This is a genomic window from Halorubrum sp. SD690R (assembly GCF_005435035.1).
Lineage (GTDB): Archaea > Halobacteriota > Halobacteria > Halobacteriales > Haloferacaceae > Halorubrum > Halorubrum ezzemoulense.
In genome coordinates this window covers 49,156-65,411 of record NZ_SGTV01000004.1, presented here as the reverse complement: position 1 = coordinate 65,411, position 16,256 = coordinate 49,156, and the positions used below count along the sequence as shown (strand labels likewise).

General features: G+C 71.5%; 17 protein-coding genes. 10 read left to right on the top strand and 7 right to left on the bottom strand.

Annotated elements, in window-relative coordinates:
- Positions 1-16 precede the first annotated feature (16 nt).
- The 4 genes from EXE41_RS03825 (at position 17) to EXE41_RS03810 (ending at position 3,852) form a co-directional block, all read left to right on the top strand.
- Complete coding sequence (locus EXE41_RS03825; RefSeq protein ID WP_137690325.1) at positions 17-2,227, top strand: PAS domain S-box protein; 2,211 nt, start codon at positions 17-19, stop codon at positions 2,225-2,227.
- Positions 2,228-2,353: 126 nt separating this feature from the next.
- Positions 2,354-2,569: a hypothetical protein gene (locus EXE41_RS03820; RefSeq protein ID WP_049929801.1), complete on the top strand. Its 216-nt coding sequence runs from the start codon at positions 2,354-2,356 to the stop codon at positions 2,567-2,569.
- A 103-nt stretch (positions 2,570-2,672) separates the two neighbouring features.
- Entirely contained in the window at positions 2,673-3,089 is a 417-nt protein-coding gene (locus EXE41_RS03815; protein WP_049929803.1) for a hypothetical protein, read from the top strand.
- A gap of 109 nt (positions 3,090-3,198) precedes the next feature.
- On the top strand, positions 3,199-3,852 hold the full coding sequence (locus EXE41_RS03810; protein WP_086217021.1) for a molybdenum cofactor biosynthesis protein B: 654 nt from the start codon (positions 3,199-3,201) through the stop codon (positions 3,850-3,852).
- A gap of 11 nt (positions 3,853-3,863) precedes the next feature.
- Here EXE41_RS03810 and trpG read toward each other — a convergent pair whose 3' ends face one another.
- The 6 genes from trpG to EXE41_RS03780 form a co-directional block, all read right to left on the bottom strand.
- A complete protein-coding gene (gene trpG, locus EXE41_RS03805) occupies positions 3,864-4,457 on the bottom strand; it encodes an anthranilate synthase component II (protein ID WP_137690324.1) in 594 nt (197 codons plus the stop codon).
- Positions 4,454-6,145, bottom strand: coding sequence for an anthranilate synthase component I (gene trpE, locus EXE41_RS03800; protein ID WP_137690323.1), 1,692 nt, complete (start codon positions 6,143-6,145; stop codon positions 4,454-4,456). Before trpE ends, trpG begins: the two co-directional genes overlap by 4 nt.
- Positions 6,142-6,786: a phosphoribosylanthranilate isomerase gene (locus EXE41_RS03795; protein ID WP_086215716.1), complete on the bottom strand. Its 645-nt coding sequence runs from the start codon at positions 6,784-6,786 to the stop codon at positions 6,142-6,144. The genes trpE and EXE41_RS03795 overlap by 4 nt, the downstream gene beginning before the upstream one ends.
- On the bottom strand, positions 6,786-7,859 hold the full coding sequence (gene trpD, locus EXE41_RS03790; RefSeq protein ID WP_049929811.1) for an anthranilate phosphoribosyltransferase: 1,074 nt from the start codon (positions 7,857-7,859) through the stop codon (positions 6,786-6,788). Before trpD ends, EXE41_RS03795 begins: the two co-directional genes overlap by 1 nt.
- A 151-nt stretch (positions 7,860-8,010) precedes the next feature.
- A complete protein-coding gene (locus tag EXE41_RS03785) occupies positions 8,011-8,709 on the bottom strand; it encodes a universal stress protein (RefSeq protein ID WP_086215715.1) in 699 nt (232 codons plus the stop codon).
- A gap of 158 nt (positions 8,710-8,867) precedes the next feature.
- Positions 8,868-10,151 carry a tRNA pseudouridine(54/55) synthase Pus10 gene (locus EXE41_RS03780; RefSeq protein ID WP_086215714.1) on the bottom strand — a complete coding sequence of 428 codons (1,284 nt, stop codon included), beginning with the start codon at positions 10,149-10,151 and terminating at the stop codon, positions 8,868-8,870.
- A gap of 121 nt (positions 10,152-10,272) precedes the next feature.
- Between EXE41_RS03780 and nth the strand changes: the two genes are divergently transcribed.
- From nth to EXE41_RS03750, 6 genes are all read left to right on the top strand, one after another.
- Positions 10,273-10,956 carry an endonuclease III gene (gene nth, locus EXE41_RS03775; RefSeq protein WP_049929815.1) on the top strand — a complete coding sequence of 228 codons (684 nt, stop codon included), beginning with the start codon at positions 10,273-10,275 and terminating at the stop codon, positions 10,954-10,956.
- 151 nt (positions 10,957-11,107) lie between these two features.
- Positions 11,108-11,665 (top strand): DoxX family protein, encoded by a 558-nt coding sequence (locus EXE41_RS03770; protein WP_086215712.1) that lies wholly within the window; start codon positions 11,108-11,110, stop codon positions 11,663-11,665.
- Between the two features lie 197 nt (positions 11,666-11,862).
- On the top strand, positions 11,863-12,942 hold the full coding sequence (locus EXE41_RS03765; RefSeq protein ID WP_137690322.1) for a glutamate--cysteine ligase: 1,080 nt from the start codon (positions 11,863-11,865) through the stop codon (positions 12,940-12,942).
- Between the two features lie 88 nt (positions 12,943-13,030).
- Positions 13,031-13,630, top strand: a complete 600-nt coding sequence (locus EXE41_RS03760; RefSeq protein ID WP_137690321.1) for a winged helix-turn-helix domain-containing protein — start codon at positions 13,031-13,033, stop codon at positions 13,628-13,630.
- Positions 13,631-13,720: 90 nt separating this feature from the next.
- On the top strand, positions 13,721-14,215 hold the full coding sequence (locus EXE41_RS03755) for a phosphopantetheine adenylyltransferase (RefSeq protein ID WP_049929820.1): 495 nt from the start codon (positions 13,721-13,723) through the stop codon (positions 14,213-14,215).
- Entirely contained in the window at positions 14,212-14,679 is a 468-nt protein-coding gene (locus tag EXE41_RS03750) for a hypothetical protein (RefSeq protein WP_137690320.1), read from the top strand. The genes EXE41_RS03755 and EXE41_RS03750 overlap by 4 nt, the downstream gene beginning before the upstream one ends.
- Positions 14,680-14,715: 36 nt before the next feature.
- Here EXE41_RS03750 and EXE41_RS03745 read toward each other — a convergent pair whose 3' ends face one another.
- Complete coding sequence (locus tag EXE41_RS03745) at positions 14,716-16,143, bottom strand: FAD-dependent oxidoreductase (RefSeq protein ID WP_089307760.1); 1,428 nt, start codon at positions 16,141-16,143, stop codon at positions 14,716-14,718.
- Positions 16,144-16,256 lie beyond the last annotated feature (113 nt).

The window sequence follows — 16,256 nt, the reverse complement described above, 5'->3', positions numbered from 1 at the left end:
CGTATTCCTCATACCGATGAGCTCCGGACGGTCCCCCGACGACGAGTTCTTCGCCGCCTTCGTCGCGGAGTGTTCGGACCCGGTGGTCTCACTCGACCGCGAGGGGACCGTCGTCTACGTCAACCCCGCGACCGAAGCGGCGTTCGGCTACGCGCCCGACGAGCTACTTGGACGCGACCTCGCCTCCGTCGTCGTGTCGGACGTGGGCGATGCGGGTAGCAGGTCGGTTCGCGACCGGCTCGCTCGGGCCGAGGGGCTCGACGAGAGCGGGAGCGTCTCGGTGCCGATCCGGCACGCCGACGGTCACACGGTGACGTTCTCCGCCCGCTTTCACGAACACGGCCCGGGTCAAGAGGGCCGCAACGGCGACGGAGACGACGACGGCAGCGGGGGTGGCGACGGCGAGCCGAGTCCGGACGACTGCGACGCGGTGTACACTGGGATCTTCCGCGACGGCGTCGAGGAGATCGGCGGGCAGCGGGCGGAGACGTTCCGCAACCTCGTCGAACACGCCGGGCACGCGATCTACGTCACCGACACCGACGGGACGATCGAGTACGTCAACCCGGCGTTCACGGACAACACCGGCTACGAGACCGCGGAGGCCCTAGGGGAGACGCCGGCGATACTCAACTCCGGCGAGATGTCCGACGAGTACTACGACGCGCTGTGGTCGACGCTCTTGGCCGGGGACGTGTGGGAAGAGGAGATCGTCGACCGGCGGCGCGACGGCACGCCGTACCACGCCCACCAGACCATCGCGCCGGTCGTCGACGACGGCGGCGAGATCACGCGGTTCGTCGCCATTCAGACGGACATCACGGAACGGAAGGCCGCAACGGGGCGGCTGAAGCAGTACCGGGACATCGTCGAGCAGCTCGACGACCCCGTCCTCCTCCAGAACCTCGACGGCGAGTTCGAGCTACTCAACGAGGCGGTGAGCGAGTTCGCCGGGATACCCCGCGAGGAGCTGTACGGCGGCGACGAGTTCGCGTTCATGGACCCGGAGGCGGCCGCCGAGGTCGACGCGCGGCGGCGGGAGGTGCTCGAAACCGAGGCGATGACCGAGTACGAGATATCGCCGACGTTCCCCGAGAGCGACCGGGCGGCGACGTTCAGCACGCAGCGGTACCCCTACTACGACGCCGACGGCGATCTGGCCGGCACGTTCGCCATCTGTCGGGACGTCACCGAGCGCAAGGAGCGCGAACGCGACTTGGAGCGGTACGAGCGCGCGATCAACGGCGCGACCGACCTCATCGCCGCGGTCGACCGCGAGGGTCGACTCCTGTTCGCGAACCCCCAGTACCGCGAGTATCACGACCTCGGCGACGGCGACGTGACGGACGTGACGCTCGCCGACATCGTCCCCGACGACGACTACCGGCGGGTCGATCGTGAGGTGGAGAGCGCGCTCCGGGGGGAGTCGGTGGAGTACCGGACGACCCGGACGCACCCGACCCGCGGGACGCGGACGATGGACGTGCGGTACTACCCCCTCGACAGCCCCGAGAGCGAGGAGCCCGCCGGGGTCGTCGGCGTGCTTCGGGACGTGACCGACAGCGAGAACCGCGCGCGACAGCTCAGGGTCGTCGACAGAGTCCTCCAGCACAACCTCCGGAACGCGCTGACGGTCGTCCGGGGACGGGCGAAGCAGATCGCGGCGGGGGCCGTCGACCCCGCCGACGCGGCCGAGTACATCGTGTCGCGGGCCGACGACCTGCTGGAGACGAGCGAGAAGTCCCACCACATCACCGAGGTGCTGAGCGACGCGCCGGAGACCGAACCCGTCGACATCGGGCGCGTCGCCCGACAGGTGGCCGCGGAGCGGGACGAGGAGTTCCCGAACGCGACGGTCGGCGTCTCGGTGCCCGACGACGGGCACGCGACGGCGTCCGCGACGACGTGGATCTCGCGGGCGATCGACGAACTGGTCCGAAACGCGGTCGAACATCACGACCGCGACCGGCCGACCGTCGCGGTGTCGGTCGAGGCCCGGCCCGACGCGGTCGAGGTCCGCGTCGAGGACGACGGGCCGGGGTTGACCGGGATGGACCGAGACGTCCTCGTCGACGGCACGGCGGTCGACGCGCTGTACCACGGCAGCGGCCTCGGGCTGTGGCTCGTCTACTGGGTCGTTCAGCAGTCGGGCGGCTCGGCCGCCGTCGCGAGCGCGGAGCCCCGCGGTACGGCGATCACGCTCACGCTCCCCCGAGCGGACGACTGAGCCGCCGACAGTCGAACCGCTGCCAACGGCGGTGGAACGTCGCGCCCGCGACGCGGGGCGAACGGCGTCGGTCGAGTCAGCGACCGCCGCGAAACGTTTATGATTAACCATGTCATACGGTACCACATGTCACTTAGAGACACCGGACGGCGGCTACGGCTGCGTCGCACCGGTCGCGTTCCGGCCGACGCGCGGGTCCGGCACTACGACGAACTGGACGACGACGAACAGGAGATCGTGCGGGAGCTAGCCGACGAGCCGCAGACGGCGCCGGAGACCGGCGACCTCGACGACGGCGACGTGGTGAAGTTCACCGATTACTATCGGGTGCGAGCGCGGTGAGACCCCCGCGGCCGCCGAGAGGACCGCGACCGGTCGGTGAGCGGCGGAGGGGGTGGCTGCGCGGAAGCGAAGTTGTTTTCGCCGGGCGGGGGTAACCTGGCGCATGGACAGCGGCGGATCCACAGACATGACGCTGGCGTTCGAGCTGAAGGCGCTGAAAGCGCTCGCGGACCCCAACGCGGTGTTCAACAACGCCCGACAGTGGACGGAGTACGTCGGCGTCGTCAGCGAGAAGCCGACCTACGTCGTCACGAACTTCACGCGGAAACACCGCGTGCGACAGGACTTCTTCTCCGGGCCGCGCGGCGTCGAGGAGAGCTTAGAGAACATCAGCGGCCAGTTCGACACGGACCGCCACGTCTTCGTCGGGATCGACGACGAGGACGAGGCGGTCGCCGAGGCGACCGACTGGGAGTTCCTTCACGTCGAGGACGCCGCCGAGGCCGCGGAGTGGACGCTCGCGACCGAGGACGAGACCGACGAGGCGCCGGAGGAGCAGGCCCGAGACGACTGGCCCTGAACGGCGACGGGTCTCCGAGCGGACTCCGGCCCTCCGGCGGTCGCCCGGAACGGCCATGCGCGGCTCGCCGACCGGGAGATGTTTTCACGCGGGCGCCGAACGTCGGTCCATGAGCGACCACGACGACCACGGCCACAGCCACGACGACCGAGAGGATCACGGTCACGGTCATGACCACGACCACGGCCGCGACCACCATCACCACCACGACGCCGAGTCGGTCGCGGTCGCGGTCGTCACCGTGTCCTCCTCGCGGTCAGCGGACGAGGACCCGGCGGGCGACTACGTCGCGGCCGCGTTCGAGGAGGCGGGCCACGAGGTGGCTGTCCGCGAGCTGATCCCCGACGACTACGACAGCGTCCAAGGCACCGTCGACCGCCTCGCCCGCCGGAAGGACACCGACGCGGTGGTGACCACCGGCGGGACGGGCGTCACGCCGGACGACGTCACGCCGGAGGCCGTGCGAGGGCTGTTCGCGAAGCGGCTCCCCGGGTTCGGCGAGCTGTTCCGCCGGCTCTCTCACGAGGCGGTCGGCACGCGGACGATCGGGTCGCGCGCGACCGCCGGGGTCGTCTCCGCCACGCCGGTGTTCTGTCTGCCGGGCTCGGAGAACGCGGTTCAGCTCGGCGTCGACGAGATCATACTCGCCGAGGTCGGCCACCTCGTCGGCCTCGCCGGGCGGGGCCTCGACGAGGAAGGTGACGAGAAAGACGCCGACGGGGAAGCCGACGGCGACGAAGATTCGCCGAGCGACGGGGCCTGACGCCCGGACCCTCAGACCGAAGTGAGGAAGTTCCGGACGAGGTCGTGGCCCGACCCGGTCAACACGCTCTCCGGGTGGAACTGGACCGCCTCGATCGGGTGTTCGCGGTGACGGATCCCCATCACGATCGACTCGCCGTCGTGGTCCGTGGTGGCCGTCACCGCGAACGCGTCGGTGACCTCGGTCGCCGCGAGCGAGTGGTAGCGGCCGCCCCGGAACCCTTGGTCGAGCCCGCGGAACACGCCCTCGCCGTCGTGGTCGACGGGGAACGCCTTGCCGTGAACCGGCTCCGGCGCGTGCCCGACGGTCCCGCCGTACTCGTACACGGCGGCCTCCAGACCGAGGCACACGCCCAGCGTCGGCACCGTCGGCGAGAGGTCGCGCAACACCGGCATCGTCACGCCCACGTCGCGGTCGTTCTTCGGGTGGCCCGGCCCGGGACTGATGATCACCGCGTCCGGATCCGCGCCCTCGACCTCGGCGAGCGACGCGGTGTTCTTGAACACCTCGACGCCGACCGGCTCGCCGTCGATCGTCTGGTCGGAGACGTACTCGACGAGGTTGTAGGTGAACGAGTCGAAGTTGTCGACGACGACGACCTTCATCGCTCCGCCTCCGAGCCGGTGGCGATCGGGTCGGCGTCGCCGGGCTCCCGGTCGGCGTTGCCGCCCTCGTCGGCTGCGTCCTCGCGGATCCGGTCGATCGCGGTCAACACGCCGTCCATTTTCTGTTCTGTCTCCTCGTACTCCGCGGCCGGGTCGGAGTCGGCGACGAGCCCCGCGCCCGCCCGGACGCCCACGACCGACTCGTCGCCCGACTCGTCGAGCGTCGCGGTCCGGATCACGATCGCGAAGTCGGCGTCGCCGGTCCACGAGTAGTAGCCGACGCCGCCGCCGTACGCCTCCCGCGGCGTCGTTTCGAGGTCGTCGATGATCTCCATCGCGCGCACCTTCGGCGCGCCGGTGAGCGTCCCCGCGGGGAACGTCGCGCGCGTCGCGTCGAAGGCGTCCGCGTCGGCCGCGAGCGTCCCGGTCACGGTCGACTCGATGTGCTGGACGTGACTGTACTTCAGCACGTTCATGAACTCCTCGACCCGGACGGAGCCGGGCTCCGAGACGCGCCGCACGTCGTTGCGCGCGAGGTCGACGAGCATCGTGTGCTCGGCGCGCTCCTTCCCGTCGGCGAGCATCTCGCCCGCGAGCCGGCGGTCCTCGACCGGGCTGGTCCCGCGCGGACAGGTCCCCGCGATCGGGTTCGAGACGACGCGGTCGCCCTGGACGGAGACGAGCGTCTCGGGGCTCGCGCCGACGACGCTCCGGTCGTCGTGGCGCAGCACGTACATGTACGGCGAGGGGTTCACGTCGCGCAGCGCCGCGTACAGGCCGAGCGAGTCCACCTCGCCGCGGAGCTCGCGGCTGCGCGAGATCACGCCCTGGTAGATGTCGCCGTCGAGGACGTGTCGCTTGGCCGTGCGGACGGCCTCCTCGTACTCCCCGCGCGGGTCCGCGGACTCCTCGCGGACGCGCACGCCGTCGGGGTCCGGCGGCGCGGCCTCGCGCAGTTCGGTCGCGACGCGCTCGGCCTCCGCGGCGAGGTCGTCGTACACCGCGGCCGGGTCGTCGTCGACGCCGATCACCGGGGTGAACACGATTTCGGCGCCGCCCTCCCGCTCGTCGAAGACGACGGTCCGGGTCGTGAGGGCGAACTCCGCGTCCGGGAACTCGGTCTCGGGGCGGTCGACACCGACCTCCTCTAACCAGAGGTCGTAGACCGCCTCGTACGCGAGGAAGCCAACGAACCCGCCCGAGAGGATCTGGCGGTCGGTGTCGGGGAAGCCGCGCAGGGCCACGTCGGGGAACGCGGCGCGGACGCGGTCGACCGCGTCGCCTTCGTCCGGGCCGAGGCCGGGCGCGGTCGTCGCGGCCCCCGCGTCGCCGTCGAGCCCGTCGCCGAGGAACTCGGCCGCCGGGCCGAGCTCGGTCACCTCCGTGCGATCCGGGTGGACGGAGACGACCGCCTCCGGGTCGTAGCCGACGAACGAGTAGCGGGCGTGCCGGTCCGCCTTCCCGCCGTTCGTGAACGCGCCGTCAGGGTCGCTGGAGGCGACCTTCTCGCCGGACTCCAGGAGGAACCCGTACGGCCCCTCGCCGACGAGGGTCGCGTACGCGCCGAGCGGGGTCACGTCGGCGTCGAGCGACGCGGACGCGCGGACGACGACCGGCTTCTCGGCGTCGGCGGCCAGATCGACGAACTCGGCCTTCGAGCGGTCGAGCGAGGGGGCCGCGTCGCTCATGCCAGCTCCATCTCCCGGCCCGCGTTGGCGACGAAGCGGGCCACCGCGTTGTGGTCCTTCCGGCCGCCCTCGATCTCGACGCCCGAGGCGACGTCGACCGCGAAGGGGTCGGCGACGCGGACCGCCTCGGGGACGGTGTCTGCCGTGAGCCCGCCAGCGAGCACGACGGGCGTGGTGAGTCGCTCGGCGAGCTCGCCGGTCGCGCGCCAGTCGTGCGTCTCGCCGGTGCCGCCCGCGCCCGAGTCGTCCGTGGAGTCGACGACGAAGGCGTCGACCGCGCCGTCGAACTCCTCGGCGCGGGCCGGGTCGTCGGCGTCGATCGTGAGCAGCACCTTGCGCTCCGTCTCCGCGCGGATGTAGCGGAGCTCGTCGACGGTCCACTCGCCGTGGAGCTGGATCGCGTCGGGCGCGGTCGTGCGGGCGAGCTCGACCGCGCGCTCGGCGGACTCGGGCATCGTCACGAGCGTCGCGGTGACGAACGCGGGCACGTCCGCGAGCAGCTCCGCCGCCTCGGCGGGGTCGACCTCGCGCGGCGAGTCGACCGGCACCTCCGTGATCACGCCCACCGCGTCGGCCCCCGCGTCGACCGCGGCGCGGAGGTCGGCCTCGCGCGTGATCCCGCAGATCTTCACCCGCGCCATCAGTCGTCGTCCTCCGCGGTCGTCGCGCCGTCCGCCGCTCCGCTCGTCCCCGCGTCAGCCGGGGGCGCCTCGTCGCCGTCGCAGAGGGCCGCGAACTTCTCGGCGGCCGCGCCGGAGTCGATCGCCTCCGCGGCGCGCTCGACGCCCGCGGCGAGGGTCTCGGCCTCGCCAGCGACGTAGACGGCCGCGCCCGCGTTCGCGAGGATCAGGTCGCGCTTCGGACCGGTGACCGAGCCGTCGACGATCCCGCGCAGGTCCGCGGCGTTCTCCGCGGGCGTCCCGCCGGCGACCGCCTCGATCGGGGCGCGGTCGAGCCCGAGGTCGGCGGGCTCGATCGTGAACTCCGTCACGTCCTCGCCGTCGACCTCGGCCGCGACCGTCTCGGAATGGATTCCGATCTCGTCCATGCCCGCGCCGTGGACGACGAGCGCGCGCTCGACGGGCATGTGCGCCAGCGACCGCGCGATGACGGGGACGAGGTCGGGGTCGTACACGCCGAGCACCTGCGCGTCGGCGCCGGCGGGATTGGTGAGCGGGCCGAGGACGTTGAAGATCGTCCGCATCCCCAGTTCCTTGCGCGGACCGATGACGGCCTTCATCGCCGGGTGGAAGACGGGCGCGAGCATGAAGCCGATCCCGTCGTCCTCGATCGCCGCCTCGACGGCTGGCGGCTCCGCCTCGACGTCGGCCCCCGCGACCTCCAGCACGTCCGCGCTGCCCGAGGAGGAGGAGACCGAGTAGTTGCCGTGCTTGGCGATCGGGACGCCCGCGCCCGCGGCGACGACGGCGGCGGTCGTCGACACGTTGATCGTGTCGTGGTCGTCGCCGCCGGTGCCGCAGGTGTCGACGAGCGGCTCGCGGTCGGGCTCGATCGTGCGCGCCGCGTCGCGCATCCCCTGCGCGAACCCGGCGATCTCGGCCTCGGTCTCGCCCTTCGCCCGGAGCGCGGCGAGCAGCGCCCCGATCTGGGCCTCCGTCGCCTCCTCGAAGACGAGCCGCGCGGCCTCGCGCGCCTCCTCTACGGTCAGATCCTCCCCGTCCGTCACGCGCTCGACCGTGTCGTTGAGATTCATTGTGTCCACCGATGTAGTATTCCGCGTTATGATGTACAAGTATGTACACTGTTTTAACGCTGTCGCCGAGACGTGAGACGGTAACACGCAGTCAACGGGGCCGAGAACGGCGAAAACGGGCCTTTGTCGTAGCAACGACGGCGGTCGGCGCCTACTCGGCGTCGAGGGCGGTCGACCCGTCGGCCTCGACGACGACGACGGGGACCTCGGCGTCGCCGACGACCGTGTCGGTCGTGGAGCCGAACACGAACCGGCCGACGGTACCCGTCGTCGGCGCGCCCACGACGACCAGGTCGTAGTACGCGGACTGCTCGACGACCGCGCCCGCCGCGGTCCGGTCCTCGACGAGCCACCGGTCGGCGCGGTCGAACCCGGTGAGCCGGTCCTCGGCCGCGTCGAGGAGTCGTTCCCCCGCCGCGGCGTAGTCGGCGTCGGCCGCGCCGGCGGGGGCGACGGTCCCGGAGGCGTCGTCGTCGGGTGCCGCGTCGGCGAGCGCCGCGTCGGAGGGCACGACGTGGAACAGTTCGAGCCACGCGTCCGTGGCGTCCGCGATCTCCCGGGCGACGTCGACGGTGGCTCCGGAGTGCGGCCCGGCCCCGACGGCGACGAGGACCGAAGAGACCCGGTCGGGTCGCTCCGCGCGGTCGGCACCGTTCAGTGATACGTCGGCGGCGGTCGGAACCGCCCCCGCGTCGTCGACGGCGGGGCGGATCACGGGGTCGCCCACCGCGGGCGAGCCCGCGCGACCGGCGTCGCCGGCCGCGGTCGAACCGTTCGACTCGCCGCCGGAGGCGCCGTTTCGGGTGCCACCCTCTCGGGCGTTTCCGCCGTCGGCGTCGCTCCCGTTCATATTCGAACGTCTGACGCTCGTCAGATAAATCCCGTTGATTCCGCGTCCGCGGCCGGCTCGGTACGGTGCGTCGGGGCCCCCGACCGGAGCGGGCGGCGCCGGATCGGATCGACCGGACCGGACGAGATGCGACGGCATCGGCTGGGCCTCGGAGCGCGCTACTCCCGGAAGAACTCGTCGCGCTCGAACGGCTCGTCTTCGCCCTCCACCGCGAGGACGTCGAGCGCGGTCACCTCGGCGCCGACGCCGAGCAGGCCCGCGAGGCTCGGCTCGGTCCGGCCCTCGTCGCCGGAGATCAGCTCCTTGATGTAGAGGCCCCCCTCGCCGCGGATCTCGACGGTCGCGTGACGCGCGTCGTCGAGATCGGCCGTCGCTTCGTACACGTCGCGCTCGCGCGTGATGCTCGCGCGGCGGTGGTCGACCCGGTTCGGCGTGTACTGCTCGACGGTCGCCCCCTCCAGCGTGGCGACCGCGTCCGCGAGGGCGTCGGCGTCCACGTCGGCGTCGAACGTCACCGCGGCGCAGTACCGCTTCGCGGCGTCGTGCTCCTTGACGCGCTCGACCATCTCGTAGGTCGCGAGGCGGAGCCCCTCCACCTCGACCGCGCCGTCGGCGAAGGCGTTGATGTCCGACTGGAGGCGGTCGGTGTCGACCCGGCGACGGCGCGGCTCCTCCACTTCGACCACGAACGGGCGGCCGGTGCCGAGCATGAGCGCGTCGACGTCCTCGCGGCCCGCGCCGTGGAACGTCGCCTCCGTCCCGTCCATCACGTCCTCGACGACCGGCGCGGTGTACTCCTCGACGCTGTCGTCGTACAGGTAGCCGGAGCCGCCGCAGTGGTCGCAGGGGTCGGCCCCTTGCCGCCCGGAGCCCTTACACTCGCGACAGGGCCACTCGGTCTGGGGGATGTCCCGCTCCAGTTTCCTGTAGCGGCCGTAGACGAACGTGGAGTTCACCTTCGCGTCGATCTCGTCTTCGGCCAAGTCGATCGTGAACTGGACGTCGGGGCGGTCGAAGGAGACCTCAACGCCCGTGAGCCGCCCGAACCGCTTGCCGACCTCGCGGTTGAACTCCGACTTGAACGGCTCGCCCGCGTCCTCGTCGAGGCCGGCGTCGGCGCGGAGCAGCGCCTCGTTCTCCTCGATCAGCGGTGGCGGGCGCGTGCCGACGTTGTAGGTGGCGAACTCGACGCCCTCGACCGCCTCGGCGGCGCGGTCGGCCCAGTCGTCGAACGCGGCGCAGCGACCCTCGCACACCCAGCAGTCCGCGGTGTCGACCGCTTCGTGGTCCTCGTCGTCGCGCAACGCCAGCGACACGCGGAGCGCCGAGCCCCGGTCGGCGTTCGACAACCCGAAGCTCCGGTCGGCGACGAGCCGGCCGAGGCAGGCGTCGCACACCGGCCCGGTCTCTGTCGCGCGGGCCGCGACGTCGAGTACGTCCATACGCTCACCAGCGCGCCGCGTGGTAACTGTCTTACTACTCGGCGGGGCGGGCGGCGTGCCGATCCGTCGCGGCGGGGCGCACAGTCGGATCGTTCAATGTCGCCCGGACGGAGGGATTCGTATGGGAACGCCACTCGATCCGCGTGAGGAGCAGGTCGCCGAGGTCCTCGACCGGCTGTACGAGGAGTACCCCGACTCGACAATCTCGCTCAACTACTCGAATCGGCTGGAGCTGCTCATCGCGGTGATCCTCTCCGCGCAGTGTACGGACGAGCGCGTGAACAAGGTGTGCGCAGACCTGTTCGAGACGTACGAGACGCCCGAGGAGTACGCGAACGCGCCCCAAGAGGAGATGGCCGAGGCGATCAACTCGATCACCTACTACAACAACAAGGCGAAGTACATCCGCTCCGCGTGCGCGGACATCGCGGAGGAGCACGACGGCGAAGTGCCGGACACGATGTCCGAGCTGACGGACCTCGCGGGCGTGGGTCGCAAGACCGCGAACGTCGTCCTCCAGCACGGCCACGACGTGGTCGAGGGGATCGTCGTCGACACCCACGTCCAGCGGCTCACGCGGCGGCTGGGGGTCACCGAGGAGGAACGGCCAGAGGCGATCGAACAGGACCTGCTGGACGTCGTCCCCGAGAGCGACTGGCAGCAGTTCACTCACCTCATGATCGACCACGGGCGCGCGACCTGTACCGCGATCAACCCCGACTGCGCCGACTGCGTGCTCGCCGACATCTGTCCCTCAGAGAAGGGGGACGCCGAGGTCGACCTCGCCAGCGGCGAGGCGTGGTGAGCCCGGAGAAGCGGTCCGATCCGATGACGTTCGGGGATTGTATTTAAAGACCCGACAGATAGGGGGCCAGGTCGAATTCGTCTCGGCGAAGGGGAACCCGCTTTCCGGTTTATATACTCGTCCGGCGTATTCGCAAGTGAGGAGAGACACAATGTCCACGAAGACCACAAACGAGTTCGGCGGCGAGTTCGGCGGAATCACGTTATTGGGGAAGGCGCACTCGCTGTCGGCGCTGTTCATCGTCCTGCTGCGGGCGACCATCGGCGGGATGATCCTGTTCGCGGGCCTCGGAAAGGTCTCGGAGTGGCCGTTCGACGCCAGCGGCTACCTCATCCACGCGCCCGACGCGGCGAGCCCGGTCAGCGGCCTGTACGCCGCGATGGGGTCGACGCCGTGGTTCGTCGAGTTCGCGAACGTGTTCGTGCCCGCGACGCAGCTGCTGATCGGCACGGCGCTGATCCTCGGCGCGTTCGTCCGCCTGGCCGCGCTGGGCGGGGCAATACAGATGACGCTGTTCTACCTCGGCGGGTGGAGCGGCGACTTCCTCGCCCTGTTCGACTCGACGCTAGTGTACGCGATGGTGTTCCTCACCGTGGCCGCGTTCGGCGCGGGCCGCGTCCTCGGCCTCGACGCCTACATCGAGCAGATTCAGGTCGGCGGGCAGGCGCTCGTCGAGAAGGTCCCGGCGCTCCGGTACGTCCTCGGCTGAACGGGACGCGGGACCGAGCGTCGCAGCCCCCGGCGCGCGAACGCGCGCCGCCGACTCGTTTTCGATGCGCGGAGTGCGGTTCGGCCGATTCGATCTTCCCACTCGATTCACCTGCCCGAGCGCTCGTCGGAGAGCGACGGCGCCGCGCCTTCCGCCTTCCAATCCTTATAAGAGCGAGCGACCGGTACGGAGGGGTAATGGAACTCGGTTCGCGGGACGCGTTCTCCCGGATGGGGACGCTCGGCATCGAGGAGGAGTTCTACATCGTCGATGCCGAGGGCCGCCCGACGTCCGGGACCGACGACCTCGTGTACGGTCGCGACCCGCCCGCGGCGGTGCCGGAGGGGTTCGACCACGAGCTGTTCGAGTGTACGATAGAGGCCCAGACCGAAACGATCGAGGAGGGTGACGACCCCGCCGAGGCGCTCGCGACGGTCCGCGAGGCGCTCGTCGACCACGCCGCCGCCGACGGCTACCAGATCGCGGCCGCGGGGCTCCACCCGACGGCGAAGTGGCGCGAGCTCGACCACGTCCAGAAGCCGCGGTATCAGGCGCAGCTGGACCGCATCCAGTACCCCCAGCACCGCAACGTGACCGCGGGGCTCCACGTCCACGTCGGCGTCGACGACGCGGACAAGGCGGTCTGGGTCGCGAACCGGCTACGGTGGCACTGCCCGGTGCTGCTCGCGCTGTCGGCCAACTCCCCGTTCTGGAACGGGTCCGACACCGGGCTCGCCTCGGCCCGCGCCAAGGTGTTCGAGAACCTCCCGAACACCGGGATCCCCTCCGCCTTCGAGGACTTCGACGCCTTCCAGCGGTACGAGCGCCGGATGGTCGAGACGGAGTCCATCGCGGACCGCGGCGAGCTGTGGTTCGACGTGCGCCCCCACACCGGGCACGGGACCGTGGAGGTCCGCGCGCCCGATGTACAACGCGACCCGGCGATCACCCTCGCGCTCGCGGAGTACGTCCGTGCGCTGGTCGTCGACTACGCCGAGCGGTACGAGGGCGGTGAGTCGCCCCGCTCCCTGCGCCGCGAACTCCTCGACGAGAACAAGTGGCGCGCGATCCGTCACGGCCACGACGCCGCGTTCGTCGACCGTGACGGCGAGGAAACGACCGCGCTCGGCGAGGTCGTCGACGCCGAGTGCGACCGGCTCGGGATTTCGGGGATCCGCGAGGTGTACGAGGCGGAGAGCGGCGCCGCGCGCCAGCGCCGGATCCGCGAGGAGTCGGGCGTGGACGCGCTGTGTTCGGACCTCCTCGTGAGACCCTGACGACGCTCAGGACGATCGGCGTCGAAGCGTTTCGTCGGAACGAAAGCGACGAGAAACCCTTTTGCCCGCGTGGCCCCCTGTTTCGGATATGACCACGGACGACACAGCCGCCGAGCCGGTCGACGACCCGGAGGAGTCGCCGACGGACCGGACGCGGGAGGAGCTTCGGAAGACGAAAGAGCGGCTCAGCGAGGGCGCCGACCAGGCGGTGAAGGGGTTCGACGACAACGTCGTCGACCTGCTCGCGTGGCTGCTCGACACCGAGACTCGGGCGCGCATCTACGTCTACCTGCGCGATAACCCCCACAGCACGAGCGACGAGGTCGCGGACGGGACCGGCCTCTACCCCAGCACCGTCCGCGAGGCGCTCGCCGAACTCCACGACGAGGGGACCGTCGAGCGCGGCAAGCGGAAGGCGGAGGGGGCGGGCAACAACCCCTACGAGTACGAGGCCATCGCGCCGAGCGAGCTGGTCCGCGGCGTCGTCGGCGACGTTCAGGCGGAGCTGAACGCCGTCTTCAATCTCGACCGGCGGCTCGGCGGCGAGTCGCCCGACGGCGACACCGAACCCGTCCAGATATCCGTCGACGCCGAGAGCGACGGCGGGGACGAGGGCGGCGACGCCAGCGTGGGCGAAGACGACGACGGCGCGGAGGGCGACGGAGCGGACGACGAGACGGAGAACTGAGCCGGTCGACGACTCGGCCCCGCCGCCCGACTTCACCGGGCCGGGACGCGGTTCGGGACGTTTTAAGTTTGACCCGCGCAACGGAGAGGCATGAACGTCGCGCTGGGAGGTACGTTCGACCCCGTTCACGACGGCCACCGCAAGCTGTTCGAGCGGGCGTTCGAGCTGGGTGACGTCACCGTCGGTCTCACCTCCGACGAGCTGGCGCCGGAGACCCGCCACGTCGACCGGTACGTCCGCCCGTTCGACCGGCGCGAGCGCGACCTCGAAGCGGAGTTGGCGCCGCTGGCCGAGTCGCACGGGCGCGACTACGAGGTCCGCGAGCTGACGGAGCCGACCGGCATCGCGGTCGAGCCGGAGTTCGACGCGCTGATCGTCTCCCCGGAGACGAAGGCGGGCGGCGAGCGGATCAACGAGATCCGTCGCGAGCGCGGGCGCGATCCCCTCGACTTGGTCGTCGTCGACCACGTCGCGGCCGAGGACGGCGAGCGCATCTCCTCGACGCGGATCGTCGCGGGCGAGATAGACGAACACGGCAACCTCACCCCGGACCGCGAGGGGCGGGGGGCGACGCGACCGGAATGACCGACGCGAACGCGACCGAGGGCGACGCGGGCGGGGCCGATGGTGCCGCTTCCGGTCGCGCGGCGCTCCGGCGGATCGCGCTCGGCGAGACGGGCTTCGAGCGAGCGACGGTGTGGAGCGCGGTCGGGCTCGCGCTGTCGTACGTCGCCTTCGACGCGACGGCGGCGGTCGGCGTCGGCGCCCCGGCGACCACCGGCGTCCTCGCCGCGGTAGCGGCGGTCGGCGCGGTCGCGTTCGCCGCGACCGGAGGCGGCGCCCTCCCGACGGCCCTCCTCGCGTACGGGCCCTTCGCAGGGACCCTGCTGCGGGGGCTCGGACCGACGCCGTACGCGGTCCCGGGCGGCCTCGGCGGCCCGCCCCTCTCGGCGGTCACCGCGCCGCTCGCGCTCGCCGCCGCCGCTGCGGTCGCGGTCGGCTTCGCGGCGGCGGTGGTCGGGTTCCTCGTCGGTCGGATACGGGAGTGAGCGACTTCGTCCGGGCCGCACCGCTGTCGCCGCCGTTCAGTCCTCGATTTTTCCGTTCAACACCTTCGCGGCGACCAGTATCGGGTCCCACACCGGACTGAACGGCGGCGCGTACGCGAGGTCGAGGCGCTCTACCTCGGGAACGGTCATGTCCGCCTCGATCGCGGTCGCGAGCGTGTCGATCCGGATCGCCGCGCGGTCGGTGCCGACGACGCTCCCGCCGAGGAGTCGCCTCGTGTCGCGGTCGGCGACGAGCGTCACGTCGGTCTCGGCCGCACCGGGGTAGTAGCCGGAGCGCGACCCCGCGGTCACCGTCTCGCTGACCGGGTCGAACCCGGCCGCCTCGGCCGCCTCGGGGTCGAGGATCCCGACCCGGGCCCCCTCGGTGTCGAACGCCTTCACCGCCGCCGTGCCCGCGATGTCCCCGACCGGCGCGGGATCCCCCGCGACCGTCGCACCGATCGCGCGACCGGCGCGGTTCGCGGTGAGTCCGAGGGGCATCCAGTCGGGCTCGCCCGTCACCGCGTGGCGCGCGGTCGCGCAGTCGCCCGCCGCGTACACGTCCGGGAGGCTAGTCCGGCCGTGGTCGTCCACCCGGACCGCGCCGCCCGGTCCGAGGTCGACCCCGGTGCCGTCGAGCAGTTCGGTGTTCGGTCGGATCCCGACCCCGACGACGGCCATGTCGACCGGAACGCGGTCGCCGCCGACGTCGATCGCCTCGATCCGCTCGTCGCCGACGAGCGCCTCGACCGGGGCGTCGGTGCGAACGCTGACGCCCTCGGCCTCGAGCGCGGTTTCGACGCGGTTCCCGACCGCCTCGCCGAACGGCGAGAGGAGGTGCCCGGACCGGTGGAAGACGCGGACGTCGACCCCGCGCTCCGAGAGCGCCTCGGCGACCTCGACGCCGACGTACCCGCCGCCGACGACCGCGGCGGTCTCGGGGGCCGGCATCGCCGCGTTGCGCTCGACGCGGTCGCGGTCGACCGCGCTCACGTCGACGCGGTCCGAGTCGTAGTCGTCGGGGTCCGCGACGTACGCGTCGATGGCGGCCGCCGCGTCCATGTCGTGAAGCGTGAACGCGCCGTCGAGGCCGCGCACGTCGAAGGGGCCGGAGTCGGCGCGCGCGCCGGTGGCGACGAGGAGGTCGCCGTACGCCTGCTCGACTCGATCACCGTCGGCCGTCTCGACCGTGACGCGCTTCGCGTCGGGGTCGACGGCGACCACCTCGCGGCCGCGTCGGAGGTCGATCCCCCGCTCGTCGACCTCGCTCGGCGACAGCGACAGGAGGTCCGACATGCGGTCGACGTAGCGGGCGATGAAGTACGGCATCCCGCAGTAGGCGTACGAGATCCAGCGACCCTTCTCGAAGACGACGACCTCTCGGTCGGGCGCCTCGCGACGGAACTTGCTGGCCGCGCTCAATCCAGCCGCGTCGGCGCCGACGACCACGAACGGATCGGTCATGACGTGACATCGACGGGACGGGTGAAAAAGTCACGCCGCGGGTGCGGCCGGGGCACGCGACCGGGAGAGCGCGGCTCGATCGCGCGGCCGTCGTCGATCAGTTGTCGCCGAGC

Bases quoted from the DNA above. Each gene is read 5' to 3' on its own strand.
- EXE41_RS03825 (WP_137690325.1), top strand. From the start codon at position 17: ATGAGCTCCGGACGGTCCCCCGACGACGAGTTCTTCGCCGCCTTCGTC.
- EXE41_RS03820 (WP_049929801.1), top strand. From the start codon at position 2,354: ATGTCACTTAGAGACACCGGACGGCGGCTACGGCTGCGTCGCACCGGT.
- EXE41_RS03815 (WP_049929803.1), top strand. From the start codon at position 2,673: ATGGACAGCGGCGGATCCACAGACATGACGCTGGCGTTCGAGCTGAAG.
- EXE41_RS03810 (WP_086217021.1), top strand. From the start codon at position 3,199: ATGAGCGACCACGACGACCACGGCCACAGCCACGACGACCGAGAGGAT.
- trpG (WP_137690324.1), bottom strand. From the start codon at position 4,457: ATGAAGGTCGTCGTCGTCGACAACTTCGACTCGTTCACCTACAACCTC.
- trpE (WP_137690323.1), bottom strand. From the start codon at position 6,145: ATGAGCGACGCGGCCCCCTCGCTCGACCGCTCGAAGGCCGAGTTCGTC.
- EXE41_RS03795 (WP_086215716.1), bottom strand. From the start codon at position 6,786: ATGGCGCGGGTGAAGATCTGCGGGATCACGCGCGAGGCCGACCTCCGC.
- trpD (WP_049929811.1), bottom strand. From the start codon at position 7,859: ATGAATCTCAACGACACGGTCGAGCGCGTGACGGACGGGGAGGATCTG.
- EXE41_RS03785 (WP_086215715.1), bottom strand. From the start codon at position 8,709: ATGAACGGGAGCGACGCCGACGGCGGAAACGCCCGAGAGGGTGGCACC.
- EXE41_RS03780 (WP_086215714.1), bottom strand. From the start codon at position 10,151: ATGGACGTACTCGACGTCGCGGCCCGCGCGACAGAGACCGGGCCGGTG.
- nth (WP_049929815.1), top strand. From the start codon at position 10,273: ATGGGAACGCCACTCGATCCGCGTGAGGAGCAGGTCGCCGAGGTCCTC.
- EXE41_RS03770 (WP_086215712.1), top strand. From the start codon at position 11,108: ATGTCCACGAAGACCACAAACGAGTTCGGCGGCGAGTTCGGCGGAATC.
- EXE41_RS03765 (WP_137690322.1), top strand. From the start codon at position 11,863: ATGGAACTCGGTTCGCGGGACGCGTTCTCCCGGATGGGGACGCTCGGC.
- EXE41_RS03760 (WP_137690321.1), top strand. From the start codon at position 13,031: ATGACCACGGACGACACAGCCGCCGAGCCGGTCGACGACCCGGAGGAG.
- EXE41_RS03755 (WP_049929820.1), top strand. From the start codon at position 13,721: ATGAACGTCGCGCTGGGAGGTACGTTCGACCCCGTTCACGACGGCCAC.
- EXE41_RS03750 (WP_137690320.1), top strand. From the start codon at position 14,212: ATGACCGACGCGAACGCGACCGAGGGCGACGCGGGCGGGGCCGATGGT.
- EXE41_RS03745 (WP_089307760.1), bottom strand. From the start codon at position 16,143: ATGACCGATCCGTTCGTGGTCGTCGGCGCCGACGCGGCTGGATTGAGC.